This is a genomic window from Polymorphospora sp. NPDC050346, from assembly GCF_040655695.1.
GTDB lineage: Bacteria > Actinomycetota > Actinomycetes > Mycobacteriales > Micromonosporaceae > Polymorphospora > Polymorphospora lycopeni.
The window spans coordinates 11,579-36,553 of sequence record NZ_JBFAKM010000048.1 but is presented as its reverse complement, the minus strand read 5'-3'; the positions used below and the strand labels follow the sequence as shown (position 1 = coordinate 36,553).

Genomic DNA, 24,975 nt, shown 5'->3' with positions numbered 1-24,975 from the left:
GCTCATTCGCCCACCCCGGCGAGTTCCAGCGCCTCGGCGGCGGTGCGCAGGGTGGCGACCCCGGCCTCCGGGTCGGCGACGAACAGCGACACCGACAGCGTCGTCACCCCGGCCGCGGCGAACTCGCGCATCCGGTCGGCGATCCGCTCCTTCGGCCCGATCAGCGACGTCCGGTCGATGAACTCGCGGGGAACGGCCGCCGCCGCGTCCCGGTGCCGCCGGTCGAGGTAGAGGTCCTGCACCTCGCGGGCCGCGTCGCCGTAGCCCATCCGGACCGCGAGGTCGTTGTAGAAGTTCTGCTTCCGGCTGCCCATCCCGCCGACGTACAGCGCGGCGTACCAGCGGACCAGGTCGGCGCAGGCGTCGACGTCGTCGCCGACGACCAGCGGCACGCTCGGCACCACGTCGAACCCGGCCAGGTCGGTGCCGGCGGTCGCCCGTCCGGCGCGTACGGCGGCGAGCTGCTCGCCGGCGAACTCGGGCGCGAAGAAGACGGCGAGCCAGCCGTCGGCGATCTCGCCGGCGAGTTCGAGGTTCTTCGGGCCGACCGCGGCGAGGTAGATCGGGATGTGCTCGCGCGGCGGGTGGAAGCCCAGCCGCAGCGCCTTGCCGGGGCCGTCGGGCAGCGGCAGCCGGTAGTGCTCGCCGGCGTACTCGACCTGCTTGCGGGCCACCGCCAGCTTGACGATGTCGACGTACTCGCGGGTGCGGGCCAGCGGCTTGGCGAACCGTACGCCGTGCCAGCCCTCGGAGACCTGCGGGCCGGAGACGCCGAGCCCGAGGTGGAACCGGCCCCCGGAGATCGCGTCGAGGGTGGTGGCGGTCATCGCGGTCGCCGCCGGGGTCCGGGCCGGGATCTGCATCACGGCCGAGCCGAGCCCGATGCGTTCGGTCTGCCCGGCCAGCCAGGCCAGCGTGCTGGGCGAGTCCGAGCCGTACGCCTCGGCCGCCCACACCACCGAGTAGCCGAGCCGGTCGGCCTCGCGCGCCAGCGCCAGATGGTGCGCGGGTGTGCTCCACGCGGTCTGGTATCCGAGGTTGAGCCCGAGTCGCACGCAATCCTCCCCGTTTCGCGGCGGTACGACGCGACGCCCCGACGGGACGCCCGGCCGCGCGCACAAGTCGCATCAGAGTACGCAACCGGGACGGGTCGACCGCCCACCGGTCACCGGTCCGTCCCGGGCGTGGCGTACCGCCGGGTATGCGACGCAAGCAAGGATGTTGGTGACGCGATGTTCTGAATAAAGTTCAACCATGCAACAGCGACCGCTCGGCCGAAGCGGGCTGGCGGTTTCGCGGCTCGCGCTCGGCACCATGACCTGGGGTCGGGACACCGACGCCGACGACGCGGCCGCCCAGTTGAAGAGTTATCTGGAGGTTGGCGGCAATCTGGTCGACACCGCCGACGTCTACGGCGACGGCGACGCCGAGTCGGTGATCGGGTCGCTGCTCGACGCCCTGGTGCCCCGCGACGAGCTGCTCATCGCCACGAAGGCCGGCCTGCGTCCGGGCACCGGGCGGCGGCGCGACGGGTCGCGGGGGCACCTGCTGCGTACCCTCGACGCGTCGCTGCGCCGGCTCGGCACCGACCACGTCGACCTGTGGCAGATCCACGGCTACGACCCGGACACGCCGCTGGAGGAGACCCTCGCGGCGATGGACCACGCGGTGGCCAGCGGCCGGGTGCGTTACGTCGGGGTGTCGAACTTCTCCGGCTGGCAGACGGCGCGGGCCGCGACCTGGCAGGCGGCGTTCCCGGGCCGGGCGCCGGTGGTCGCCGCGCAGATGGAGTACTCGCTGCTCGAACGCGGCATCGAGCGCGAGGTGCTGCCCGCCTGCGCCGAACTCGGGCTCGGCGTGCTGCCCTGGTCGCCGCTCGGGCGCGGGGTGCTGACCGGCAAGTACCGGCACGGGCGGCCGGCCGACTCGCGGGCCGCGTCGGCACACCTGGAACGGTTCGTCGCCACCTACCTGGAGCCGCGCTGCTCCAGCATCGTCGAGGCGGTGGCCACCGCCGCCGGCGGTCTCGGCGTCTCGCCGGCCGAGGTGGCGCTGGCCTGGGTACGCGACCGGCCCGGGGTGGTGGCGCCGATCCTGGGCGCCCGGACCGTCGGGCAACTGCTCGGCGCGTTGCAGGTGGAGCAGATGACGCTGCCGGTGGAGATCGCGGCGGCGCTCGACGACGTGTCGGCGGTTCCGGTCGGCTATCCCGAGCGCGACGGCTGACCGTCTGGACCGGGCCCGCGCGGGCCCGCCGTTTTCCGTCGCCGAGCCCACAATCGCGGGACTGGTCAGCGGCAACGGCGGTCGGCAGGATGGAACACATGGACTACGAATACGCGCCGCTGCGGTTACCGCCGAATGTCGACCGGGTGACCGCCGCGGCGCAGCTGGCGATCCAGGCCGAGTATTCCGGTTGGGAACTGGCCCGGGTGCGACTCTTCCGGGACGGCACGCGGCAGGTGGTGCTGCGTCGCCGCGTGGTCAACAAGTCGCAACCGGGCCTGTCCTACTGACATCCCCCGTTCGGGGGGCCCGGGCTAGCGGCCGGGCCGGGCCGCCGGGTGGTCGTGCGGGTGGTCGTGGTCATGGTCGAGTTCGTCGGAGAGCATCGGGTGCTCGTCGAGCCGGCCGACCAGCACGTCGGTGGGCCCCTCCTGGAAGAGCTGCGAGCTGTCGTCGTCGCTGAACGACTCCACGTCGAGCGGCGCGTCGATCTCGCTGACCAGCACGACCCCGTCGAGCGGCTCCAACTCGGGCACGTCGAGCCCGGCGAGCGAACCGTCGCCGCTCTGCAGCAGCTCCAGCACCGCCTCGCCGACGTTCTCCACCGGCTCCGGCTCCACGTCGTCGGGGGTACCGGCCCGGCGGGCCGCGTCGGCGACCCGCAGCAGGGCGGCGGTGCTCGGCACCCGGTAGTCGCGGCGCTGGCGTACCGACACGACACGGGGGTGCGGGTCGGTCGCCTCGGCGCCGCCCGCCCCGCCGGCCGCGAAGCGCTCGTCGACCTCGTCCGGGTCGATCAGGTCGACGTCCCAGGGCGTCACCTCGCCGAACGCGTCGAGCAGCAGCTCGTCGTAGGCGTAGGAGGCGTTGTTGAGGGCGACGTACGCCTGCCAGACGTTGTCGTCGTCGATGCGCCCCTGGGCGGCCTTGACGGCGGCGAGATGGCCCCGGGCGGCCTCGACAACCCGTTCCAGGGCGGAGTCGAGCTCCGCGTACTGGTCGGTCATGGTGTTGACTGTCCCTTCGAGTGGGTTTGTGCGGGTGGGGCGGGGAATTGCGCGGGTGGGCGGAATGAGCGGGTGGGCGGATTTGAGCGGGTGGGCGGAATCAGCTTGCCCGCAGGAACCGGTCGAGCACCCGCACGCCGAACTGTAGTCCGTCGACCGGTACCCGCTCGTCGATGCCGTGGAAGAGCGCCGAGAAGTTCAGATCGGCCGGCAGGCGCAGCGGCGCGAAGCCGAAGCAGCGGATCCCGAGCCGGTTGAACGCCTTGGCGTCGGTGCCGCCGGAGAGCATGTAGGGGACCGCGCGGGCGCCCGGGTCCTCGGCCCGCAGGGCGGCGGCCATGGCGTCGACCAGCGCACCGTCGAAGGTGGTCTCCACCGCCGGCTGCCGCTGGATGTGCTCGATCTCCAGGTCGGGGCCGATCACCTCGCGCAGTTGGGCGATGAACTCGTCGGCGTCACCGGGCAGCGTCCGGCAGTCGATGGTGGCGGTGGCCCGGCCGGGGATCACGTTGTCCTTGTAGCCGGCCTCGAGCCGGGTCGGGTTGGCGGTGTGCCGGACCGTGGCACCGATGATGTTGGCGATCGGGCCGAGCTTGGCGATCGCGGTCTCCGGGTCGTCCGGGTCCAGCTCGACACCGAGCGCCGCCGAGACCTCCTCGAGGAACGCCCGTACGGTCGGGGTGACCACCAGCGGGAAGCGGTGCCGGCCGACCCGGGAGACCGCCTCGGCCAGCGCGGTCACCGCGTTGTCGTCGTGGATCATCGAGCCGTGGCCGGGCCGGCCGCGGGCGTGCAGGCGCAGCCACTCGATGCCCTTCTCGGCGGTCTCGACCAGATAGAGGCGCAGGTTGTCGTTGACGGTGTAGGAGAAGCCGCCGACCTCGCCGACCGCCTCGGTGCAGCCCTCGAACAGCTCCGGGTGCCGCTCGACGAGGAAGTGCGCGCCGAGGTCGCTGCCGGCCTCCTCGTCGGCGGTGAAGGCGAGCACGATGTCGCGGGGCGGGCGTACGCCGGTGCGCTGCCAGTCGCGGACCACCGCGAGCGTCATCGCGTCGAAGTCCTTCATGTCGATCGCGCCGCGGCCCCACACGTAGCCGTCGTGGACCTCGCCGGAGAACGGGTGCACCGACCACTCGGCGGGGTCGGCCGGCACCACGTCGAGGTGGCCGTGCACGAGCAGGGCGTCGCGTCCGGGGTCGGTGCCCGGGATCCGGGCGACGACGTTGGTCCGGCCGGGTTCGGTCTCCAGGATGGTGGGTTCGACGCCGACCTCGGCGAGCTTGCCGGCGACGTACTCGGCGGCCACCCGCTCCCCCGCGCTGGTCCGGGTGTCGCCGGTGTTGGTGCTGTCGATGCGCAACAGGTCACGGCACAGTTCGACGACCTCGTCGGTCGGTGCGGGATGGCGGAGGGTCATGCGCTCTTCTTACCAGTCGGGGGGTGCCGCCGTCGCCGCCGGGATCACGGGGCGGGTCGGGTCGGCGCCCGCGCCGGCCCCGGTCCGGGCGCTGTCCGGGCCGGGGTTTCGGTGGTCGCGGGCGGGGGTATCGCGGGGCCGTCATCGGCCGGCACCGCCGGCCGACCGAACCCGGGAGGGTACGCATGACCGAGCAACGCGAGGTGGGGGCATGACCCTGCCGCCGCTGCCGCACGCCGGCGACGACGCGGCGCACGACCCGGGTGGCCGCAGCATCGTCGAGGTGCTCACCGAGGAACACGACCGGATCACCGCGCTGTGCCGCGAGCTCGCCGACAGCACGGTGTCGTCCACGGGTGCGACGCACCGGCGGCGTGACCTGGTCGAGGTGCTGACCGCCACGCTGAGCCGGCACCTGTCGGCGGAGGAGCAGTACCTGTATCCGAGGCTGCGGGCCGCGTTCGGCGACGGCGACCAGCTCGCCGGGCGCGAGGTCGCGGCCGACGTCGAACTGCTGGAGGCGCTGCGGGCGCTGGAGGGCGCCGCCGACGACGACCCGAGGTTCGCGGAACTGACCGGTGACGTCGGCGCCCGGCTCGACCGGCACGTCCGCGCCGCCGACAGCATGCTGTTCCCCAGGCTGTTCGAGGTGTCCACGATGGAGGACCTGATCAGGCTGGGCAACCGGGTCGAGATCGCCGAGGAGGCCGCGCCGACCCGGCCGCACCCGGGCGCCCCGCACACCCCGCCGTGGAACAAGGTCGTCGAGCCGGCGCTCGGGGTGGTGGACAAGGTGCGGGACGCGGCGGGTGGCCGGACGACGTACCCGGAGGATCTGACCTAGGCCGCCCCACGGGCACGGGGATGTCACCCGAACGGGTGGCAATCCGACAGAATTTTTTCGTGGTCGTCGGACACCCCGGAGGATCCACTGACGCGCGGTGACCGCGCCGGACGGTATCCACAAAAGCTGCCGTGTTACACCCTCCGGCGCGAAATATTCATCACTGTCACACGATACCGGCTGGACGTTTTCGACCACGCCCACCGCGAGACCATCACCGTACGTAGCCCACACCCCACGTTGCGATGCTCCATGGTGTCCGTTCGGTTACTTTTCACTTTTCGTTCGGGGGATCTTTCATTGGCCGAAGGTCTTCCCGTCGATCCCATGAAGGTCCTACCGTCACGATATGAACCTGGAGCTGCGTCACCTGAAGGTGGTCTGCGCCATCGCGGAGACGGGCAGCGTCACGAAGGCCGCCTCCATGCTCGGGCTGGCGCAGCCGGCCCTCACCGCACAACTGCAACGCATCGAACGGACGCTCGGCGGGCCACTGTTCGAACGCGACCGTCGTGGCGCCCGCCCGACCGCCCTCGGCGAACTGGTGCTCGCCCGCGCCCGGGTACTGCTGCCCGCCATGAAGGGACTGCAGGACGAGGCCGCCCGGCTCGCCGGCACCGGCACCGCCATGAGCTACCGGTTCGGCGGGGCCAACAGTCCGATCCTCGGCGGGCTCGTGCACCGGCTCGCCGCCGACCAGCCGCACGCCCAACTCAGCACCTACGCCTCCTGGTACGTCGACGAACTCGCGCAGATGGTCCTCGGCGGACGGTTGGACTACGTGCTGGCCGGCGTCTGCGGCGACGCGACACCGTCCGCCGAGTACGCCCTGACCTGGCGGGCGGTCGCCATCGACCCCATCTTCGTCATGCTGCCCGAGGCCCACCCGCTCGCCACCGCCGCCGAGGTCCCGCTCGACGCCCTGGCCGACGAGCAGTGGGTGGCCGCACCCGGCGACGGCTGTTTCGGCGAGTGCTTCGCCACCGCCTGCGCCCGCGCCGGATTCACCCCCCGCAAGATCTACGAGACCGACATCCGGGCCTGCATCGACCTCGTCGACGCCGGCGAGGCGGTGGCCCTGTGCCAGGCCACCTACCGGGCGGTCAGTGGCCTGGTGGTCCGGCCGCTGGCCGGCGCCCCGCTGCGCTGGCGGCTGCTGCTCGGCTGGCACCCCGACGCGCCCGCGGCCCGGATCGCCGACCAGGTGTTCGGGCATGCCATGAACGCCTACAGCGATTCACTGGACCGCAACACCCTCTACCGCACGTGGTTGCGGCAGAACCCGACGTTCGGCGTACAGCAGATGGCGGCCGCCTGACCCGTCCCGCCCGGCGACCGGCGCCCCGATCCGGGGGCGCCGCCCCGGCACGGTCGCGGGCCCGCGCCCGATGCCGTCCGCGTCGTCTCGCCGTCCGCGTCACCCCGCGCCGCGCGTCACATCGCGCCGGCGCCGTGCGCTGCCCCCTGTCGCGGGTCGGGACCCTGTCGTGATCGACGATGGTATGAGCCAGGTGATATATACCCACGCCGATTAACCACCGTTAAGTTGACGGTGCCCCTAGATCGATTTCTATCGACCGGGCGGCCGTCCACCCCCACGGCCGCCCACCGGGACGGCCGTATCCCCGCGGTCGTCCGCCCGGCCGCCGCGAGCCCGACGGCCATCCATCCGACAGCCGTACCCCGACGGCCGTACACGCGACGACCGCGACCCCCACGGCCGTCCGGACCGGGCCGCGACAAACCCCGACCGGGCCAACCCCACACCCGCTCCCCGAGGCGGGTGCGTCCCCGGCTTCGCCGGATCCCCCACGCCTCCTCTGTCTGGAGAAGGAGAAAACGGATGAACCGACACCTCGCCGCGGCGGCAGCGGTACTCCTGCTGCCCATCGGCGTGCTCGCCGCCACAAGCACGCCGGCCGCCGCCGCCCCCGACCGTGACGCCGCCCCCGCACCGGCGGCCGTCGACGCCGCCTCGCCGGAGATGTTCGCCGCGATGCAGCGCGACCTCGGCCTCACCGCCGAGCAGGCCCGCACCCGGCTCGCCAAGGACGCCACCGCCAGCCGTACCGAAGCCGACCTGCGCAAGACGCTCGGCGGCACGTTCGGCGGCGCCTGGCTGACCGCGGACGCCTCCTCGTTCGTCGTCGCCGTCACCGACGTCAAGCAGGCCGCGAAGGTCCGCGCCGCCGGCGCCGAGGCCCGGATCGTCAGCCGCAGCATCGCCCAGCTCGACGCGGTCAAGGCGAAGCTGGACGGCAGCGCCGCCAAGACCTCCGCCACCTCGGTCGCCGGCTGGTACGTCGACGTCGCCACCAACACCGTCGTCGTCCTCGCCCGCGGCGGTGCCGCCGCGGCGGCGGACTTCGTCAAGGCCAGTGGTGTCGACGCGGCCGCCGTCCGGGTCGTCGCCTCGACCGAGGCCCCGAAGACGCTGTACGACGTACGCGGCGGCGACGCCTACTACATGGGCGGCCGCTGCTCGGTCGGCTTCTCGGTCACCGGCGGCTTCGTCACCGCCGGCCACTGCGGCACCGTCGGCACCCCCACCCAGGGCTACAACAACGTCTCCCAGGGCACGTTCCGCGGCTCGTCGTTCCCCGGCAACGACTACGCCTGGGTGCAGACGAACTCCAACTGGACCCCGCAGCCGTGGGTCAACAACTACGCCGGCGGCAACGTGATCGTCGCCGGTAACACCGAGGCCGCCGTCGGCGCGTCGGTCTGCCGCTCCGGCTCCACCACCGGCTGGCGGTGCGGCACCGTCCAGGCCAAGAACTCCACCGTCTACTACGCCGAGGGCACGGTCAGCGGCCTGACCCGGACCACCGCGTGCGCCGAGCCGGGCGACTCCGGCGGCTCGTGGCTCGCCGGCCAGCAGGCGCAGGGCGTCACCTCCGGCGGTTCCGGCAACTGCTCCGTCGGCGGTACGACGTACTTCCAGCCGCTGAACGAGATCCTGTCGGCGTACGGGCTGACCCTGCGTACGTCGACCGGCGGCAACCCGAACCCGCCGACCGGGTGCAGCGGCCACGAGTTCACGTACACCGGCTCGCTGAGCAGCGGCGGCAACGCCTACCAGCCGGGCGGCACGTACTACTACTCGTCGACGTCGGGCCAGCACCGCGGCTGCCTGGACGGGCCGAACGGCACCGACTTCGACCTGTACCTGCAGAAGTGGAACGGCGCCAGCTGGCTGAACGTGGCCAGCGGCACCTCGACCGGCCCGGACGAGACGGTCACCTACTCCGGCACCGCCGGCTACTACCGCTACCGGGTGCACGCGTACAGCGGCTCCGGCAGCTACACCCTGGGCCTGACCAACCCGTAACGCCCCCCGCCCCAAGATCCGCGTGATCAGGGATCAAGTCGCTCGTGTCGTCGGCGCGTCGACCACTGCGGCCCCTGATCACGCGGATCTTGCCGTGCCCCGGGACGGGACGGAGCCGGGCGGCGGGTGCGAACGGGCGCCGACCGGGTATGGCCCGTGACATGACGCAGACAGAGCCGCCCGACGACACCGGCACGCTGGCCACCGCCCGCCGGGCGGCCGCCGCACACACCGCCGCCGCCCGGGACGTGGAGGCGTTCCTGCGTCGGCTGCCGGCCGTACCGGAGCCGCCACACATCACCGAGTACGCGACCCTCGTCGCCCGCGAGGAAGCGATCCGTGCCGAACGGACGGCCGCCACCGACGCCCTCGGCCTGGAACTGCCCAGCCTCGGATCCGCCTGACCCTCCGTACGTCCGGCCCCGCCGCCCCCGTCCGGGGCGTCCCGCGTCCGAGGCGCCCTGCGGCGCCGCGTCCCCCCGACGGCGGCGCCGATCAAGGAGAAGGCGTGCCCGGTTCGCGGTGATTCGTCGCCTAACTTGTCCTTGATCAGGGTCGCGCCGTCGGGTGCGCGCGGAGCACTCCGCGTTCGCGACGCGATCGAGGACAAACCGTGCCCGCCCCGTACGGATTTGTCGCACAACTTCTCCTTGATCAACGCGCTCGGCGTGACGGGCGCTCGGCGTGATCGACGGCCGCTCGGTGTGACGGGCGCGCTCGGCGTGACGGGCGTCGGGGCGTGGGCGGGTCAGGTTGCGCGTAGGGGGTCGTGGCCGAGGTCCAGGAGGGCGTGGCGCCACTGGTCGTTGCCGGCGCCCTCCTCCGGCCGGTCGGCGAGCAGGTCCTGGATCTGCTCCACGGTCGTCCGCATGACGTCGAGGTCGCCGTTGGTCAGGTCGACCTTGCGCCGGCCGAGGATGCCGAGGATCGCCCCGCCCGGCTGCGGCATCGTCTGCTCGGGCGGGCCGGGAAACCCGTCCTCGTCGGAGGCCCGGACCAGCAGCCAGTTCCGCAGCTGCCCGGAGTCGACGTTGACGTACGCGTGGAACTCGTCCCAGAGTTCGTTGACCTCCGGGTCGGTGCGGTCCGGTGTGGGCATGTCACTCCTGTCGTCAGGCCCACTCCCCCGCGATCTTGCGCTTGTCGCCCGACAAACCAGGTCAGAAGGGGGAGACAACTGCAAGATCGCCGAAAGGAGAGGAGCGGGGAACGGGGCGGCGGTCAGCGGCCGGAGATCGAGGCGGGTTCGGGGTGGCGGCCGGCCGCCTCGGTACCCGAGACGTCGAAGACCAGCTCGCCGTCGCGGGCGTCGACGCGTACCCGCTGGCCGGCCGACAGCGTCCCGTCGAGCAGCATCCGGGACAGCCGGTTGTCGACCTCGCGCTGGATCGTCCGGCGCATGGGCCGCGCCCCGAAGCGGGGTTCGTGACCGTGCTCGGCGATCCAGTCGATCGCGGCCTGGGTGAGGTCGACGTTGATGTTCTGGGCGTGCAGCCGCCGCCGGGTCTCGTCGAGCATCAGTTCGGTGATCTGGCGCAACTGCTGCGCCTCCAGCCGGCGGAAGATGATCACCTCGTCGATCCGGTTGAGGAACTCCGGCCGGAACGACTCCTGGAGCAGGCGCATCAGCCGCTCCCGCAGGTCGCGGTCCTCTCCCCCGCCCTCGCCGTCGGTGCCGAAGCCGACGCTGCGCCGGCTGCCGGTGATCAGGTCCGAGCCGAGGTTGCTGGTCATGATCATGACCGTGTTGCGGAAGTTCACCGTCCGCCCCTGGCTGTCGGTCAGCCGTCCCTCGTCGAGCACCTGGAGCAGGATGTTGAAGATGTCCGGGTGGGCCTTCTCGATCTCGTCGAAGAGCACGACCGCGTACGGGCGGCGGCGCACCGCCTCGGTCAGCTGCCCGGCCTCCTCGTAGCCGACGTAGCCCGGCGGCGCGCCGACCAGCCGGCTGACGGTGTGCTTCTCCTGGAACTCGCTCATGTCGAAGCGCACCATCCGCTCCGACTCGCCGAACAGCGCCTCGGCCAGCGCCCGCGCCAGCTCGGTCTTGCCGACGCCGGTCGGGCCGAGGAACAGGAAGCTGCCCATCGGCCGGTCCGGGTCGGCCAGTCCGGTACGCGACCGGCGGACCGCCTCGGCGACCGCGGTGACCGCGTCGTCCTGCCCGACGACCCGCTCGTGCAGGTGGGTCTCCAGCCGCAGCAGCCGGTCGCGTTCCTCCTCGGTGAGCTGGTTGACCGGGATGCCGGTGGCCCGGGACACGACCTCGGCGATCTCCTGGGTGCGTACCTGCGGCACCCGGCCGTCGCCGCCGCCGCGGGCGGTCTCGAACCGGTCGCGGGCCTCGCGCAGCCGGTCGCGCAGCGACGACGCGCGCTCGTACTGCTCGTCGGCGACCGCCTGGTCCTTGTCGCGCTTGAGCTGCTCCACCTGCCGTTCGAGGTCGCGTACGTCGGCGGCGGGCGTGCGGGTCTGCAGCCGTACCCGCGCTCCGGCCTGGTCGATGAGGTCGATGGCCTTGTCCGGCAGGAAACGGTCGGTGACGTACCGGTCGGACAGTTCGGCGGCGGCGACCAGCGCCTCGTCGGTGAACCGCACCTGGTGGTGGGCCTCGTAGCGGTCACGCAGGCCACGCAGGATCGCGACGGTGTCCTCGACGCTCGGCTCCGGGACCACGACCGCCTGGAAGCGGCGGGCCAGCGCCGCGTCCTTCTCGATGTGCCGGCGGTACTCGTCGAGCGTGGTCGCCCCGACCACCCGCAGCTGACCACGGGCGAGCGCCGGCTTGAGCATGTTGCTGGCGTCCATCCCGCCCTCGGCGCCGCTGCCGCCCGCGCCGACCAGGGTGTGCAGCTCGTCGAGGAAGACGATCAGCTCCTCGCCGTGCTCGCGGATCTCGTCGATGACCTTCTTGAGCCGCTCCTCGAAGTCGCCGCGGTAGCGGGTGCCGGCGACCAGGCCGGCGAGGTCGAGCTGCACGACCCGCATGCCGACCAGGGTCTGTGGCACCTCGCCGTCGGTGATGCGCTGGGCCAGCCCCTCGACGATGGCGGTCTTGCCGACCCCGGCCTCACCGATGAGGACCGGGTTGTTCTTCGTACGCCGGGACAGGATCTCCACGGCCTGCTCGATCTCGTCGGCGCGCCCGATGACCGGGTCGATCTGCCCCTCGCGGGCCAGTTCGGTGAGGTCCTGGGCGTACTGGTCGAGGGTCGGGGTGCCGTGCCCGTTGCGGGTGCCGGCACGTTCGGCGCCGGCGGCCTGCAACGACTCCGGCTGCACCCGGCCGGCGGCCAGCATCCGGCCGGCCGGTGACTCGGGGTTCAGCGGCAGCGCCATCAGGATGTGTTCGGGTCCGATGTAGGTGACGCCGATCGCCCGGGAGAGCTGGTGGGCGTCGAGCAGGGCCCGCTTGGCGGCCGGGGTGAGCGACATGTTCGACGGGATGTCGCCACGGGGCGCCTCGCCGGGGCCGTTGAGCGAGGCGAGGAGGGGGTCGGGGTCGGCGCCGGCGCGGCGGACCAGGTCCCGCAGCGGCTGCCGTTGCAGGGCGGCCCACAGCAGGTGGTCGGTGTCGAGGTCGGCGCTGCCGGACTGGGCGGCCCGCCGGGCGGCGTCGGTCAGCAGTTCGCGGGCGTCGGCGCTCATCAACCGGGTGATGTCGACCCGGTTGCTCGGACGGCGGGGTTCACCGCGGCCGAAGTATCGGGACAGGAACTCGTCCCAGGGGTCGCTGCCGGGCTCGCCGGGTCCCAACGGTCCACTGCTCATCTGCCGTTCCCTCGTCACGGGCGCGGCCCCGCCGTGACCACGCCGCCGGTGTTGCGCCGGGCTACCCGACTCGGCCGACCGCAAACGTCGCGTCCGGCGCGGCGGTGCGGCGCCGTGCCGGCGGGGCCGGGGTACGGGAGGCTGGCCGTATGGAGACGCAGGTGCTGCTCGTCGTCGACGCCGCCAACGTGGTCGGGTCCCGGCCGGACGGCTGGTGGCGGGACCGGCCGGGGGCCACGGCGCGGCTGCGGGACCGGCTGGCCGGGCTCGCCGCGCGCGGGTTGGCGGACCTGCCGCCGCCGGTGGAGGTGGTGCTGGTCGTGGAGGGCGCGGCCCGGGACGTGCCGCCGGTCGACGGGGTGGCGGTGGTGTCCGCGCCGGGTTCGGGCGACGACGCGATCGTCGACCTGGTGCGTACCGCGGGCCGGCCGTGCGTGGTGGTGACGGCCGACCGGGGGCTGCGGGAGCGGGTGACGGCGCTGGGCGCCACCGTACGCGGCCCGCGCGCCCTGGACCGGCCGGCGGCCGGGTCGCCGCCGACGGCCGGACCGGCGGCGGTGGTCGAGCCGCCCGCGGCCGACGCGTCCGAACACGATGGACGGTCGGGAAACCGTGGCGGCCGCTGACACGCCGGCCGGACCTGCCGGTACGCGACGCGTGCGCCGTTGATCCGGACGCCCCGGCAGGAAACGGATAGGGTTGTGGGGACAGTCCTCCCCGCCCCCAGGAGGTTCCGTGGCGAGCGTTGCTGAGCTGAAATCCGCGATCGAGGCGGCCCTCCAGCAGATCAGTGACGCCCAGGCGGCGGTGCAGGGCGCCAGCGAGCGGCTCAACGAGGCGCAGATGACCCTGGCCGGGGCGCTGGAGGGCAGCGGCCACGAGACGGTCACCGCCGCGCAGGCGTCGCTGTCGCAGGCGAACCAGGAGCTGGAGGACTGCCTGTCGGCCACCCTCGCCGCCGTCGAGCAGGCCCAGCTATACGTAGCGACGCTGTGATCCATCATGTCGATCATCGAGGACATCGGGGCGCTGGTCCGCGCCGCCGCTGACGACCTGCCCGCCGACCAGGTCGCCCGGGCCCTGGACCACCTCCAGAAGGCCGGTGACCGGCTGCGCTGGGTGCGGCAGGAGTCGGCGAACCCGATGGGCGTACCCGAACTGTCGGCGGCCACCGAACACGCCGAGAGCGCCGGCTACGCGCTGCGGCTGGCCCAGGAACAGCTCGCCGGATACCTGGCCGCCATCGGCCTGGGCCAGGACGGCGGGCGGCCACCGGCCCCCGTACCGTCCGGCGAGCGGCGGCGACCGGAGCCCGAGCCGGAACCCGGCGGACCGCAGAAGAGCGCCCCGGCGGGGCCGGCGGCGGTGCACCGGTGGTGGTCCGAACGCGTCGGCGAGCTGACCGGCCGCGCCGACGAGTCCGATCCCGGCACCGAGAAGGGCGCCACCGACGCCGGCGACCTGCTGCGCCGGGTGGCCGCCGGGGTACGGTCCGGCGACAAGGAGCGGCTGCACCGCGAACTGCGTGGCGTCGACGCCTCGGTCGGGCTGGGGCTGGCCGCGTCCGCCCCGCCGGTGCTGCGTGACCTGGCCACCGACCTGCTCGGGCATCCGCCGCGGGCGCAGGACCTGGACCGCCTGCGCAACGCGTTCGACGGCCCGCTGCGGGCCCTGCTGCCGAACCTGCCCAAGCCGGTCCTGGAGACGGTGCTGACCCGGGTCTGCCGGATGCCGCCGCCCCGCACCGACCCGGACGCGCCGCCGACGAACCCCGCCGACCCGGCGGTGGCGGCGGGCGTGCTGACCGGCCTGCTGCTGCAACGCCTCGGCCGCGACCCGGAGTCGGTGCTGCCGAAGGACGGCGCCCCGCCACCGGGCCAGGCCACCCCGACGCAACCCGGGCCGGCGAAACCGCCCCCGCCCGGCCCGCCGAAACCGCCCCCGCCCGGCCTGGCGAAACCGGCCCGGCCCGGCCCGGCCCGCAAGCCGCCCCCGCCGAAGGCGGACGCTCCCCGGGTGTGGCCGCGCGGCGGCGACCGCACGGGCGGGGGCTCGGGTGGCTGACGTACGCACCCAGCTCGCCACCCGGGTCCGTGAGCTGCTCGCCGACGCGCTCGGTTCGGCCCGGGACCGGGTCGAGGACGCCATGGCCGATCTCGACGAGGCCGAGGACCGGCTGGCGCGCACCCGGGCGGCGGCGGCCCGGGTCCGGCCCCGGGTCGGCGCCGAACGCGACCAGCGGCTGGCCGAGATCGACGACCGGCACGGCGAGCGGATCGGCGTACTGGCCGACCGGGCCGCCGGCGCCGCCGCGCGGGAGGCGCCCGGTGCGGCGGGCGCGCCGTGGGAGGCGTGGCAGGCCACCCCCGCCCCGTACGACGAACCGCCGGGCGCGCTGCGGATCGGCGCGGTGCGGCTGCCGGGTGTCGCGCCCGTACCGGCGCTGGTGCCGCTGCTCGACCGGGGGCACGTACACCTGACGGGCGCCGACCGGGGCGGCGCGGACGCCGTGGTCGCCGCCCTGCTGCTGAGGGCGGTCGGCGGCGCCGTACCGGGGGCGGTGCGGCTCGCCGGCTACGACCCGGAGCATCTCGGCGGCGGGCTGGCCGGGTTCGCCCCGCTGGCGCCGGCCGCGCTGCTGACGTTCGTCGGGCCGGGCGGGCTGACCGGGCTGCTCGACGACCTCGTCGACCAGATCCGGCGGATCAACGAGAAGGTGCTGGCCGGCGAGCACGCCTCGCTGCGCCGGCTGGCGGCGGCGACCGGGCGGCGGCCGGAGCCGTGGCGGGTCGCGGTCCTGCTCGGCGGCGACGAGCTGTCCCGGCACGAACGCGCCCAACTGGAGCGGGTGGTCCGCACCGGTCCGGCGTGCGGCGTGCACCTGGTCGTCCGCGGGATCGCGCTGCCCGACGACCCGTCGGTCACCCGGATCGCCGTCGACGGCGACGGCGCCCGGCTCGGCACCGCCCGCGACGGGTCCGGCGGCCTGCCGATCCGCCTCGACCCGGCACCGCCACAGGTCCTGGTCACCGAGACCTGCCGGCAGGTGGCCGCGCACGTGGCGGCCGGGCCGCCGCCGGCACCGTTCACCGCCCTGCTGCCGCCCGACGACGAGATGTGGCGTGAGGAGTCGTCGGCGGGCCTGACCGCCCCGATCGGCGACGGCCCGCTCGGCCGGCCGGTGCTGCTGACGCTCGGCGACTATCCGCCGCACGCGCTGATCGGCGGGCCGTCCGGCACCGGCAAGACCAACCTGATCTACGCCTGGATCGGGTCGCTGGCCGCCCGCTACTCCCCCGACGAGCTGGAGTTCTACCTGCTCGACTTCAAGGAGGGGGTGTCGTTCGCCCGCTTCGCGCAGGGCAAGCGGGACCCGAGCTGGCTGCCGCACATGCGACTGGTCGGCATCAACGTCAACACCGACCGGGAGTTCGGGCTGGCGCTGCTGCGGTTCCTCGCCGAGGAGCTGCGCCGGCGCGCCGACGCGGCCAAGCGGCACGAGGTGACCAAGCTCGGTGAGCTGCGCGCGGTCGACCCCGACGGCCGCTGGCCGCGGATCGTCGCGGTCGTCGACGAGTTCCAGATGCTGCTCGCCGGCCGGGACGCGGTCGCCCGCGAGGCCGCCGACCTGCTGGAGGACCTGGCCCGGCGGGGCCGGTCGCAGGGCATCCACCTGGTGCTGGCGTCGCAGGACGTACGCGGCATCGAGGCGCTGTGGGGCCGGCCGGCGCTGGTCGCGCAGTTCACGCTGCGGATCGCGCTGCCGAAGGCGTTGCGGATCCTCGCCGAACGCAACGACGCGGCCCAGTCGCTGCCCCGTCACCACGCCGTGATCAACGCCGAGTCGGGACTGGTCGAGGGCAACGAGGTGGCCAAGATCCCCGGCGCCAGCGACTGGGGCACGTGGAGCGAGCTGCAGAACAAGCTGTGGAAGATGCGCCCGCCGCACGCCGCGCCGGCCCGTCTCTTCGACGGCGACGCGGTGCCGAGGCTGGCCGACGCGCCGGACTTCGCCGCCCTGGCCCCGCCGGCCGACGGCGGTACGCCGGCCCCCGGACGCGGACCGGTCGCGCTGCTCGGCGAGATCATCGACGTACAGGCGCGGTCGGCCGGGATGCGGCTGCCCCGCGCGCCGGGCCGCAACCTGGCCGTCCTCGGCACCCGGGTCGACGAGGCGTGCGCGGTGCTCGACGCCGCCGGCCGGTCGCTGGCCCGCCAGCACCGGCCCGGCACGGCCCGCTTCTCGATCGCCTGCCTGGACCCGGAGGCCGACCTGGCCGCCCGGAGCCTGTTCGAGGCGCTGTCGCCGGACGCCAACTGGTACGACGAGGAGAGCGTGGCCGAACTGATGGCCGAGACGGCGGCCGGGCTGGGGTCCGGGTCCGCCGAGCCGCACTACCTGCTGCTGTACGCCGTCGACGCGGCCACCGGGCAGTTGTCGGCGCAGGTGAACGGCGCGACCGGGCTGGCCCACCTGCGGCACGTGCTGCACCACGGGCCGGAGCGGCGTACCCACGTGCTGGCCTGGTGGCGCGGTGTGGCCCGGATGCGGGACGACCTGGGCGGGCCGGCGTCGCGTACCGACCAGATCGGGGCGTGGGTGGCGCTCGACGTGCAGGGCGCCGAGCTGACGTCGGCCCTCTATCCGGGCGGCTCCGGCGGCCCGGACTGGTATCCGCGGCCGTGGCGGGGGCTGTTCTTCGACCGGGCCGTGCACCGCACCGCCCAGGTCCTGATCCCCTACGGACTCACGTGACCGAGCGCAGCGAGGGAACCATCTGGCTCAGGTTGGCGCACGGTGCCCGCGAGCGCAGCGAGGGGGCACCGTGACCGAGCGGAGCGAGGGAACCGGGCAGCTCTGGTTGAAGCAGGGCACTCCGGAGCGCAGTGGAAGGGGCGCCGTGCCGGATTCGTATCCGCAGTTGCTGCGGCGGCTGGCCGAGGTGACCACGCGGGTCGACGCGCAGCGGACCGAGGCGCGGCAGTGGTACGACCGGCAGTGCGCGGCAGCCGACCGGGCGGTGCAGACCGCGCAGGACGAGGTGGAGCGGGCCCGGGCCGAGGTCGAGGTGGCGCGGCAGGAGGCGCAGGAGACCGAGGCCCGGGCGATGGTGCTGTGGCAGGAGCTGCGGGAGCGGCTCGGCCCGGCGGCGGCCCGGCTGGCGGCGGGGGCGCCGGCGCCGGCCCGCTCGGGGGACGAGGATCCGCAGACGCAGTTGCGCCGGGTCCGGGATCTGCTGGACGCGGCCCGGCAGCACCGGGAGCTGCCCCGGTCGACGTACCCGCTGCTGGCGGTCCTGGGGGTGTTGGGTGCGGCGGCCGCGTACGCGCTGGGGTTGGCGGCGCGGGCGGCCGGCGCCGGTTACGGCGGTGACGTGGCGGTCGGGATGCCGTTCCTGGCGCTGGTGCTGATGCTGCTCGGGCCGCTGGTCGGGCTGGCGCCGGCGCGGGTGGTCGCCGACCGGCGGCAGGCGTCGCTGGATGTGCGGGCCGGGCTGGTGGTGGTGGTCGCCGGTGCGGTCACCACGCTGATGCTGCTGGTGGCGTTGCGCTGAGTTCCGGTTCGCGGGCGGTGGTCCGCGCCGGCTGGGCCGCCGTGGTGTCCGGCGGCGGCGCGGGTACGGCGACCGCCTCGCGCAGCAGCCGGCGGGCCAGGACGAGGCGGTCGGCGTCGTCGTCGAGGCCGGGCAGGTCGCCGACCCGGCATCCGCCGCTGGCCAGTACGGCCCGCACGGCCGGCTCGCACCACCGGGGCAGGCTGATGGTCCGGTCGGGCAGCCGCAGCGCGACGCGGTCGGTGCCGTCGGGTTCGAGGCGCCAGCGCAGTGCGGGCCGGGGTGCGATGCGGCTGTCGGGGTGAAGAGTGTCGATCGCGGCGGCCTGGGCCAGCGGCCGGATCGGTGCGGGGCGGCTGGCCGGCCAGGCCCGGTCGCGCAGCCGGGCGGCGACCTGGGCCGGGTCGGCGGTGCGCAGCCAGTCGCGCAGCGCCTCGACGGTTTCGGTGAGCACGGGGGCGAGTTGCCCGGGTTCGGCGACGTCGACGCCGAACGGCAGGGTGGCCCGCAGCCGCCGGTCGGTGGCGGCGAGGCCGAGGAGTTCCTCGACGAGGGCGTAGCGGGTGAGGGCGCGTACCCCGACGGTGAGGTGCAGTGAGCTGTCCCGCTGGGCGCGGGCGCTGTGCAGGTAGCCGCGGGGCAGGTAGAGGGCGTCGCCGGGTTCGAGTACGACGTCGAGGACGGGTGCGCCCCGCGCGACGGCGCCGACCTCGTCGGCGTGGCCGCCCCACGGCTGGCGTTCCAGCGGCTCGGGCAGCACCGGTTCGTGGACGCGCCAGTGTTTGCGTCCGTCGACCTGCAGGACGAAGACGTCGTGGGTGTCGTAGTGGGTGGCGAAGCCCTGGCTGCCGGGCGGGGTCAGGTAGGCGTTGACCTGGAGCGGCTGCCCGAGGTCGAGGCCGAGTTGGCGGGTGAAGTCGATCAGTGGCGGCCAGTTGCGGTGCAGGCCCTGCAGGACGAGGGTGGCGCCGCCGGCGTACAGGTCGAGGACCCGTTCGTCGAGGACCTGGTCGGTGATCTCGGCGCCGGCCCCGCCGCCGCCGGTGTAGCTGCCGGCCGGCAGCACCCGGCCGTCGCCGGCCACCCGCAGGAACGGGGTACGCAGCCCGCGCCGGCTGAGCAGTTCGTCGGCGTCGGCGGGGGCGAGCAGGTCGGTGAAGCCGTCCGGGCCGGCGAGGGCGGCGGCCCGGGACAGCAGCGGTGTCCGTCCCCAGTGGACGTCCGCGAACCGGTCGGGCGGTACGGCGACGCACCGGGCGAGCGCCGGACGGTCGACGCCGTCCGGCGCCGGACCGCTCAGCGTCGGGCTCCGCCGTCGGCACCGCCGTCCTGCTGGCCCGGGGTGGCGCCGCCGTCGGCCGGTCCCTCGGCGCTGCCGTCCGCGCCGCCGTCGTGCTGCCCGACCGTGGCGCCACCGTCGGCGGGTCCCTCGGCGGTCCCGTCGGCGCCGCCGTCCTGCCGGCCGGGCGTGGCACCGCCGTCGGCCGGCCCCTCCGGGGTGCCGGTGCCGCTCGTACGGATGTCGTCGTCTTCGAGACTCATCGTGCCCCCTCGGGAAGTCGTGCGCCTGTCGTCGCGCCGACTCCGTCTACCCCCGGATCAACTCTGGCAAACCGGGCATATCCTTCCTGCCGCCCGGCCGGCCGACGGGGTGACCGGTGGCCGGCGGTCTATGATTGCCGCCGGTGTGCCGGGAAGTCTGGTCGGCAAGGTCCCGGGACCTTCGTGCCCCGCCCCGCCACCAGGAGCCCGCCAGATGCCGCGACCGTCCGCCGAGCCGCCACGCAACCGCCTGTTCAGCCTGCCCACCTGGTCCCGGGCGCAGGCCGTGGGCCGGGCCCTGCGCAGCGAGACGGTCGGCGGCCTGCTGCTGATCGCCGGTGCCGTGGTCGCGATGCTCTGGGCGAACTCGCCGTGGCGGGCCGGGTACGACCGGCTGACCGGCGCCGAGTTCGGCCCACACGCGCTGCACCTGCACCTGTCGGTCGCCGACTGGGCGGCCGACGGGCTGCTCGCGATCTTCTTCTTCGTGGTCGGCCTGGAACTGAAACGCGAGTTCGTCGAGGGCGAACTGCGCTCGCCGCGCCGGGCGGCGCTGCCGATCGTCGCGGCGGTCGGCGGCATGGTCGCCCCGGCCCTGATCTACACGGCGGTCAACCTGAGCCGGGCCGACGGGTCGCCGCAGGGGTGGGCGGTGCCGACCGCGACCGACATCGCGTTCGCCGTCGCCGTACTGGCGATCATCGGCACCCACCTGCCGGCGGCGCTGCGGTCGTTCCTGCTCACCCTCGCCGTCGTCGACGACCTGCTCGCGGTCACCGTCATCGCGGTGTTCTTCACCTCCGAACTCCACCCGCTGCCGCTGCTCGGCGCGCTCGCGGTCGTCGCCGTCTTCGCGTTGCTGACCGGGCGCGGCGTCACCCGCTGGTGGCTGCTGGTCCCGTTGGGGGTGACCGCCTGGGCGCTGATGCACGCCTCCGGGGTGCACGCGACCATCGCCGGGGTGCTGCTCGGCTTCGCGGTGCCGGCGGTCGCCCGTGGCGGTCGCCGGGAGAGCCTGTCGGCCCGGTTCGAGCACCGGTGGCGGCCGGTGTCGGCGGGGGTGGCCGTACCGGTGTTCGCGCTGACCGCCGCGGGCGTCACCCTCGGTGGCGGCGGGCTGGCGGCCGCACTGTCCGATCCGGCCGGCCTGGGCATCGCGCTCGGGCTGGTGGTCGGCAAGGTCGTCGGCATCCTCGGGGCGACCTTCCTGCTCGCCCGCTTCACCCGGGCCACCCTCGACGAGACCCTGTCGTGGTGGGACGTGTTCGGCCTGTCACTGCTCGCCGGCATCGGGTTCACCGTCTCGTTGCTGATCGCCGATCTGGCGTTCGCGCCGGGCAGCGCCACCGCCGACCACGCCAAGACCGCGGTGCTGACCGCCTCGGTGTGCGCCGCCCTGCTGGCGACCGTGGTGCTGCGGTGGCGCAACCGGGTCTACCGCCGGCTGCGCGAGCGGGAGACGCTCGACGCGGACCACGACGGCGTACCCGACGTCTTCCAGCGCCCCTGACCGGACGGCGAAGCGGGAATGCACATATACCGACATTCGCCGTAGACCGGAGCCATGCAGGCGTGCCAATCGTGAAATCGACGGCAGCGGTACGCCCGTTCGGGCCACGCGCCGGCCACGCGACGGGAACACTGGGGCAACCATGAGGAGCGTACTGGCGGTCACCGTCGCCGGCGTCACCGCGATCGGGCTCGTGTCGGCGGTCGTGGCCCGCCTCTACCGCCCCGAACCCACCGGCCGTCCACAGCGGATCGCGGTGCCGGCCTACTGGACCCCGGCGGTGCCCGCCGGCCGGGCGATGTTCGACGGGCTCGCCGCCACCGCCCCGGCCACCGGGATCGTGGTCGTGAACGGCTCGCGCAGCGCCCCCGAGGTGCCACACCATGCGGCCTGGTCGCAGACGGTGCGGACGCTGCGCGCCGGCGGCACGCTGCCGCTGGGCTACGTCGACACCGGCTACTTCGGGATCGACTTCGGGCCGGGGTCGCACTCGACCCGGCCGGACGGCGCGGGCGGCGGCGGGTCGGACCTCGCCGCGTGGCGGGCCCAGATCGACCGGGACGTCGACGACTGGTACGCCCTGTACGGGGGCGACGGGCTCGGCGGCATCTTCCTCGACCAGACCGCCGCACTGTGCGGCCCGGACAACGCGTACGTCGAACTGCACCGGGCGGTCGTCGACCGCATCCGGTCCCGCCACCCCGGGGCGTACGTGGTGATGAACCCGGGACGGTCGACCGAGCGGTGCTACGCGGGGATCGCCGACACGCTGGTCACCTTCGAGGGGTCCTATCTGGAATACCTGGCGCACCGGCCGGCGGCGTGGGAGCGGTGGGTACCGGCCGACCGGATCTGGCACCTGGTCTACGACGCGCCGGACCTGGCGAGCATGCACCGCGCGGTCACTCTCAGCAAGCGGCGCAACGCGGGTTTCGTCTACGTCACCAGCGAGATCCTGACCCCGGACGGCCGGCGGCACCCGTGGGACCGGCTGCCGAACGACGACTACTGGCGGGCCGAGCTGGCGGCGGCGTACGGCCGCGCGGTCGGGCCGCCGGCCGTGCCGGTCACGGCGGCCCGGCCGCGCTGACGGGGCCACCCGGCGAGACGTCCGGCGATGATCCGCCGAGCCGGACATCGGCGGTTCGGTGGAGGCGGGTCCGCCGACCGGTCGGCAAACCACTTTCTTTACATTACTTTAAGTGATCATGCTGGGACCGTTGGTAGCTTCCCCACGTCCGGTGTCGGTGCACACGACCGGCCGGCCCCGGATCGCCGTCCCCTCCGGCGAAACCCAACACTCCCGTCTCACGGTCGGAGGTTCCCCCATGGTTCCTACCCGTCGCGCCAGACGGCTGGCGGTGGGCTGCGTCGCCCTCCTCACCAGCACGGCGCTACTCTCCGCGACACCGGCACAGGCGCACAAACCCGCACGACCCGGCGACACCCCGTCCGCCGGGGCCACCAAGCCGAAGCCCAACCGGCCCCCGGTCGGCGTCGGCGAACGGCCCGACGTGGCCCGCCCCGCCCCGACCCCGCCCGCGCCGCTGCCCAAGGTCAGCGGATCGGTGCCGATCGACAAGGGCCTGCGCGTCGCCCCCGGACCCGACACCCGGCAGGCGTCGCCGGACGGCCGGGCCGCCACCAACGCGGTCACCGACAAGGTCGGGGTACGCGCCCTGGTCATCGCGCTCGACAGCGCCGACTTCGGGCTGGCCACCTGGAAGAAGACGCTCGACCGGGTCGGCGCCGCCTACGACGTGCTGCTGGCCCGCAGCACGCCGCTGACCGCGGCCAATCTGATCAACCCGGACGGCACCGGCCGCTACTCGGCGATCCTGCTGAGCAGCGCCAGCCTGCTCTACTCCGACAACGGCAACTGGATCAGCGCGTTCGACGGCACCGAGTGGAACACCCTGTGGGCGTACGAGCGTGACTACGCGGTGCGCCAGGCGGTCCTCTACGCCAGCTACGGCACCTTCCCGGAGGACTACTGCCTGCAGGGCGTCAGCGAGGGCGCGGTCGGCACCACCCCGCTGGTCAGCCAGCTCACCACCGCCGGCTCGCAGATCTTCGACTACCTGAAGACCAACGGCCAGATCCCGATCACCGACTCGTACGTCTACCGCAACAGCGTGCGCGCCGGCTGCACGGCGACGCCGGTGCTCACCGGTGGCGGCAACACGCTCGGCGTGCTCAGCCCGTCGACCGACGGTCGCCAGCGCCTGGCGCTCTCGTTCACCTCCAACGAATACCTGCTCCAGGCCGACCTGCTGGTCTACGGCCTGTTCCGGTGGGCCAGCCGGGGGCTGTTCCTCGGTGAGCAGCGGCACTACCTCAACGTCGACGTCGACGACTGGTTCAACTCGGCCGACCACTACCAGTCGAACGGCACCGTCGTCCCCGACGGCTTCTCGATGTCGGCGCACGACGCCTACAACACCTACCAGCGGCAGACCGCGCTGCGGTCGCGCTACCCGCTGGCGAACAACTTCACCATCAACATGGCCTACAACGGCGGCGACGCCGACCTGACCGCACCCAGCACGTGCTACCCCAACGGCACCGTCGCCCAGCTCACCGCCACCTCCCGGTGCCTGTCGCCGCGGTTCCGGTGGCTCAACCACACGCTCACCCACCCGGAGATGAACCACACCAACTACGCCACCAGCTACGCCGAGGTGAACAACAACATCACCGTCGCCGGCACGCTGGGGCTGAGCGTCGACCGGACCGTGCTGAAGACCGGCGAGTACTCCGGGCTCGGCGTCTACCACCCGGACCCGGACAACGACGTCGACCCGCCGACCGACTACGGCCTGGAGGCGTCGAACCCGGCGTTCCTGCTGGCCTCCCGCAACGCCGGCGTCAAGTACCTGCACGGCAACATGTCGTTCCCCAGCCACCAGCCGTCATGCTTCAACTGCGCGATCGCGCACCCGCTGGAGCCGGCGCTGTGGGTGGTGCCCGACTGGCCGACGAACATCGCCTACCACACGACGACGCCGGCCGAGCAGACCCACTTCTACAACTCCTTCTACGGCCCCAACGGCAAGTTCCCGTTCTGGCCGACCGACCTGACGTACGCGCAGATGCTGTCGTACGAGACGGACGTGGCGCTGAGCCACATGACCAGCGGCTCGCTCTACACGCACACGTTCCACATCGCCAACCTGCGCAACTACGGCAGCGGCAAGACCCTGCTCGACGACTGGCTGGACAGCCTGATCGGCAAGTACAGCAACTACTACAAGGTCCCGGTACTCAACCCGGCGTGGGGCACGCTCGGCGCGCTCTCCGCCGCCCGTACCGGCCACTTCGCCCAGCTCACCGCCGGCGCGAACGCGGTGTGGGACCGGGCGACGAACCAGGTCACGGTCACCTCCCCGGCGGCCGGCACGGTCACCGTCAGCGGTGCCCGCACGACCGGGTTCAGCACGTACGGCACGGACGTGTCGGCGCCCGTCACGCTGACGGCGGGTGGAACGGTCACCTTCACCCCGAGCCTGCGCCCGTGAGGATCGCACTGGTGTCCGAGGGCACCTACCCGTACGTGACGGGCGGGGTCAGCGTCTGGTGCGACCAGCTCATCCGTGGTCTGCCCGAACACCGCTGGGAGATGGTGGCGCTGTCGGTCGACGGGTCGGAACGACCCCTGTGGCCGGCACCGCCCAACCTCGACCGGCTCACCCCGCTCCCGCTATGGGGGGCGCGCCCGGCCCCCCCCCCCCGCGCGCCCCGGGGGGGGGAGCGCGGCGGCGGGGCCGCGGGG

Annotated in this window: 21 protein-coding genes and 1 pseudogene; 15 read left to right on the top strand and 7 right to left on the bottom strand. The window is 73.8% G+C overall.

All coding sequences use genetic code 11. The annotated features are described in order from the left end of the window. Positions 1-2: 2 nt before the first annotated feature. Positions 3-1,055 carry an LLM class F420-dependent oxidoreductase gene (locus tag AB0I42_RS32855; RefSeq protein WP_357543611.1) on the bottom strand — a complete coding sequence of 351 codons (1,053 nt, stop codon included), beginning with the start codon at positions 1,053-1,055 and terminating at the stop codon, positions 3-5. Between the two features lie 199 nt (positions 1,056-1,254). Here AB0I42_RS32855 and AB0I42_RS32850 point away from each other — a divergent pair, with 199 nt between their 5' ends. Together AB0I42_RS32850 and AB0I42_RS32845 are read left to right on the top strand one after the other, a co-directional pair. Further along, positions 1,255-2,226 (top strand): aldo/keto reductase, encoded by a 972-nt coding sequence (locus AB0I42_RS32850; RefSeq protein WP_357543609.1) that lies wholly within the window; start codon positions 1,255-1,257, stop codon positions 2,224-2,226. Positions 2,227-2,324: 98 nt separating this feature from the next. Then, complete coding sequence (locus tag AB0I42_RS32845; RefSeq protein WP_212819372.1) at positions 2,325-2,516, top strand: DUF5703 family protein; 192 nt, start codon at positions 2,325-2,327, stop codon at positions 2,514-2,516. Positions 2,517-2,540: 24 nt separating this feature from the next. Here the strand turns inward: AB0I42_RS32845 and AB0I42_RS32840 are convergent, their stop codons facing one another. Both AB0I42_RS32840 and AB0I42_RS32835 read right to left on the bottom strand, forming a co-directional pair. Further along, a complete protein-coding gene (locus tag AB0I42_RS32840; RefSeq protein WP_357543607.1) occupies positions 2,541-3,233 on the bottom strand; it encodes a hypothetical protein in 693 nt (230 codons plus the stop codon). Between the two features lie 100 nt (positions 3,234-3,333). After that, positions 3,334-4,650 (bottom strand): M20/M25/M40 family metallo-hydrolase, encoded by a 1,317-nt coding sequence (locus tag AB0I42_RS32835; RefSeq protein ID WP_357543605.1) that lies wholly within the window; start codon positions 4,648-4,650, stop codon positions 3,334-3,336. Between the two features lie 211 nt (positions 4,651-4,861). Between AB0I42_RS32835 and AB0I42_RS32830 the strand changes: the two genes are divergently transcribed. The 4 genes from AB0I42_RS32830 to AB0I42_RS32815 all read left to right on the top strand — a co-directional run bounded on the left by AB0I42_RS32830 (position 4,862) and on the right by AB0I42_RS32815 (position 9,229). Continuing rightward, positions 4,862-5,494, top strand: a complete 633-nt coding sequence (locus AB0I42_RS32830) for a hemerythrin domain-containing protein (protein WP_357543603.1) — start codon at positions 4,862-4,864, stop codon at positions 5,492-5,494. 349 nt (positions 5,495-5,843) lie between these two features. Continuing rightward, positions 5,844-6,812 carry a LysR family transcriptional regulator gene (locus AB0I42_RS32825; RefSeq protein WP_357543601.1) on the top strand — a complete coding sequence of 323 codons (969 nt, stop codon included), beginning with the start codon at positions 5,844-5,846 and terminating at the stop codon, positions 6,810-6,812. Positions 6,813-7,337: 525 nt separating this feature from the next. Then, positions 7,338-8,825 carry a S1 family peptidase gene (locus AB0I42_RS32820; RefSeq protein ID WP_357543599.1) on the top strand — a complete coding sequence of 496 codons (1,488 nt, stop codon included), beginning with the start codon at positions 7,338-7,340 and terminating at the stop codon, positions 8,823-8,825. Positions 8,826-8,986: 161 nt separating this feature from the next. Further along, entirely contained in the window at positions 8,987-9,229 is a 243-nt protein-coding gene (locus AB0I42_RS32815) for a hypothetical protein (RefSeq protein ID WP_357543597.1), read from the top strand. 344 nt (positions 9,230-9,573) lie between these two features. Here the strand turns inward: AB0I42_RS32815 and AB0I42_RS32810 are convergent, their stop codons facing one another. Further along, positions 9,574-9,924: a DUF3140 domain-containing protein gene (locus AB0I42_RS32810; protein WP_357543595.1), complete on the bottom strand. Its 351-nt coding sequence runs from the start codon at positions 9,922-9,924 to the stop codon at positions 9,574-9,576. Positions 9,925-10,046: 122 nt separating this feature from the next. Beyond that, positions 10,047-12,596, bottom strand: coding sequence for an ATP-dependent Clp protease ATP-binding subunit (locus tag AB0I42_RS32805; RefSeq protein ID WP_357543593.1), 2,550 nt, complete (start codon positions 12,594-12,596; stop codon positions 10,047-10,049). 149 nt (positions 12,597-12,745) lie between these two features. On the opposite strand from AB0I42_RS32805, the pseudogene AB0I42_RS32800 reads away from it, so the two are divergent. The 5 genes and pseudogenes from AB0I42_RS32800 to AB0I42_RS32780 all read left to right on the top strand — a co-directional run. Beyond that, positions 12,746-13,108 (top strand): annotated as a pseudogene (locus tag AB0I42_RS32800) (hypothetical protein); the annotation flags it as partial. A gap of 223 nt (positions 13,109-13,331) precedes the next feature. Beyond that, complete coding sequence (locus AB0I42_RS32795) at positions 13,332-13,592, top strand: hypothetical protein (RefSeq protein ID WP_357543591.1); 261 nt, start codon at positions 13,332-13,334, stop codon at positions 13,590-13,592. A gap of 6 nt (positions 13,593-13,598) precedes the next feature. Further along, a complete protein-coding gene (locus AB0I42_RS32790; protein ID WP_357543589.1) occupies positions 13,599-14,660 on the top strand; it encodes a hypothetical protein in 1,062 nt (353 codons plus the stop codon). Next, a complete protein-coding gene (locus tag AB0I42_RS32785; protein ID WP_357543587.1) occupies positions 14,653-17,352 on the top strand; it encodes an FtsK/SpoIIIE domain-containing protein in 2,700 nt (899 codons plus the stop codon). Before AB0I42_RS32790 ends, AB0I42_RS32785 begins: the two co-directional genes overlap by 8 nt. A 145-nt stretch (positions 17,353-17,497) precedes the next feature. After that, positions 17,498-18,151 (top strand): hypothetical protein, encoded by a 654-nt coding sequence (locus AB0I42_RS32780; RefSeq protein ID WP_357543633.1) that lies wholly within the window; start codon positions 17,498-17,500, stop codon positions 18,149-18,151. On the opposite strand, the gene AB0I42_RS32775 is transcribed toward AB0I42_RS32780, so the two are convergent. Further along, positions 18,117-19,451, bottom strand: coding sequence for a cupin domain-containing protein (locus tag AB0I42_RS32775; protein ID WP_357543631.1), 1,335 nt, complete (start codon positions 19,449-19,451; stop codon positions 18,117-18,119). The two genes, AB0I42_RS32780 and AB0I42_RS32775, sit on opposite strands and share 35 nt — an antisense overlap. Then, positions 19,448-19,693 carry a hypothetical protein gene (locus AB0I42_RS32770; RefSeq protein WP_357543585.1) on the bottom strand — a complete coding sequence of 82 codons (246 nt, stop codon included), beginning with the start codon at positions 19,691-19,693 and terminating at the stop codon, positions 19,448-19,450. The genes AB0I42_RS32775 and AB0I42_RS32770 overlap by 4 nt, the downstream gene beginning before the upstream one ends. A gap of 214 nt (positions 19,694-19,907) precedes the next feature. Here AB0I42_RS32770 and nhaA point away from each other — a divergent pair, with 214 nt between their 5' ends. From nhaA to AB0I42_RS32750, 4 genes are all read left to right on the top strand, one after another. Then, positions 19,908-21,203, top strand: a complete 1,296-nt coding sequence (nhaA, locus tag AB0I42_RS32765; RefSeq protein WP_357543583.1) for a Na+/H+ antiporter NhaA — start codon at positions 19,908-19,910, stop codon at positions 21,201-21,203. 142 nt (positions 21,204-21,345) lie between these two features. After that, entirely contained in the window at positions 21,346-22,293 is a 948-nt protein-coding gene (locus AB0I42_RS32760) for a spherulation-specific family 4 protein (protein ID WP_357543581.1), read from the top strand. Between the two features lie 238 nt (positions 22,294-22,531). Continuing rightward, positions 22,532-24,721, top strand: a complete 2,190-nt coding sequence (locus AB0I42_RS32755) for a hypothetical protein (RefSeq protein ID WP_357543579.1) — start codon at positions 22,532-22,534, stop codon at positions 24,719-24,721. After that, a partial coding sequence (locus AB0I42_RS32750) for a DUF3492 domain-containing protein (RefSeq protein WP_357543577.1) occupies positions 24,718-24,975 on the top strand: 258 nt, incomplete at its 3' end. The genes AB0I42_RS32755 and AB0I42_RS32750, both read left to right, overlap by 4 nt.

Excerpts from the sequence above, each read along its gene's own strand:
- AB0I42_RS32850 (WP_357543609.1), top strand. The coding sequence starts at position 1,255 with ATGCAACAGCGACCGCTCGGCCGAAGCGGGCTGGCGGTTTCGCGGCTC.
- AB0I42_RS32845 (WP_212819372.1), top strand. The coding sequence starts at position 2,325 with ATGGACTACGAATACGCGCCGCTGCGGTTACCGCCGAATGTCGACCGG.
- AB0I42_RS32840 (WP_357543607.1), bottom strand. The coding sequence starts at position 3,233 with ATGACCGACCAGTACGCGGAGCTCGACTCCGCCCTGGAACGGGTTGTC.
- AB0I42_RS32835 (WP_357543605.1), bottom strand. The coding sequence starts at position 4,650 with ATGACCCTCCGCCATCCCGCACCGACCGACGAGGTCGTCGAACTGTGC.
- AB0I42_RS32830 (WP_357543603.1), top strand. The coding sequence starts at position 4,862 with ATGACCCTGCCGCCGCTGCCGCACGCCGGCGACGACGCGGCGCACGAC.
- AB0I42_RS32825 (WP_357543601.1), top strand. The coding sequence starts at position 5,844 with ATGAACCTGGAGCTGCGTCACCTGAAGGTGGTCTGCGCCATCGCGGAG.
- AB0I42_RS32820 (WP_357543599.1), top strand. The coding sequence starts at position 7,338 with ATGAACCGACACCTCGCCGCGGCGGCAGCGGTACTCCTGCTGCCCATC.
- AB0I42_RS32815 (WP_357543597.1), top strand. The coding sequence starts at position 8,987 with ATGACGCAGACAGAGCCGCCCGACGACACCGGCACGCTGGCCACCGCC.
- AB0I42_RS32810 (WP_357543595.1), bottom strand. The coding sequence starts at position 9,924 with ATGCCCACACCGGACCGCACCGACCCGGAGGTCAACGAACTCTGGGAC.
- AB0I42_RS32805 (WP_357543593.1), bottom strand. The coding sequence starts at position 12,596 with ATGAGCAGTGGACCGTTGGGACCCGGCGAGCCCGGCAGCGACCCCTGG.
- AB0I42_RS32790 (WP_357543589.1), top strand. The coding sequence starts at position 13,599 with ATGTCGATCATCGAGGACATCGGGGCGCTGGTCCGCGCCGCCGCTGAC.
- AB0I42_RS32770 (WP_357543585.1), bottom strand. The coding sequence starts at position 19,693 with ATGAGTCTCGAAGACGACGACATCCGTACGAGCGGCACCGGCACCCCG.
- nhaA (WP_357543583.1), top strand. The coding sequence starts at position 19,908 with ATGCCGCGACCGTCCGCCGAGCCGCCACGCAACCGCCTGTTCAGCCTG.
- AB0I42_RS32760 (WP_357543581.1), top strand. The coding sequence starts at position 21,346 with ATGAGGAGCGTACTGGCGGTCACCGTCGCCGGCGTCACCGCGATCGGG.
- AB0I42_RS32755 (WP_357543579.1), top strand. The coding sequence starts at position 22,532 with ATGGTTCCTACCCGTCGCGCCAGACGGCTGGCGGTGGGCTGCGTCGCC.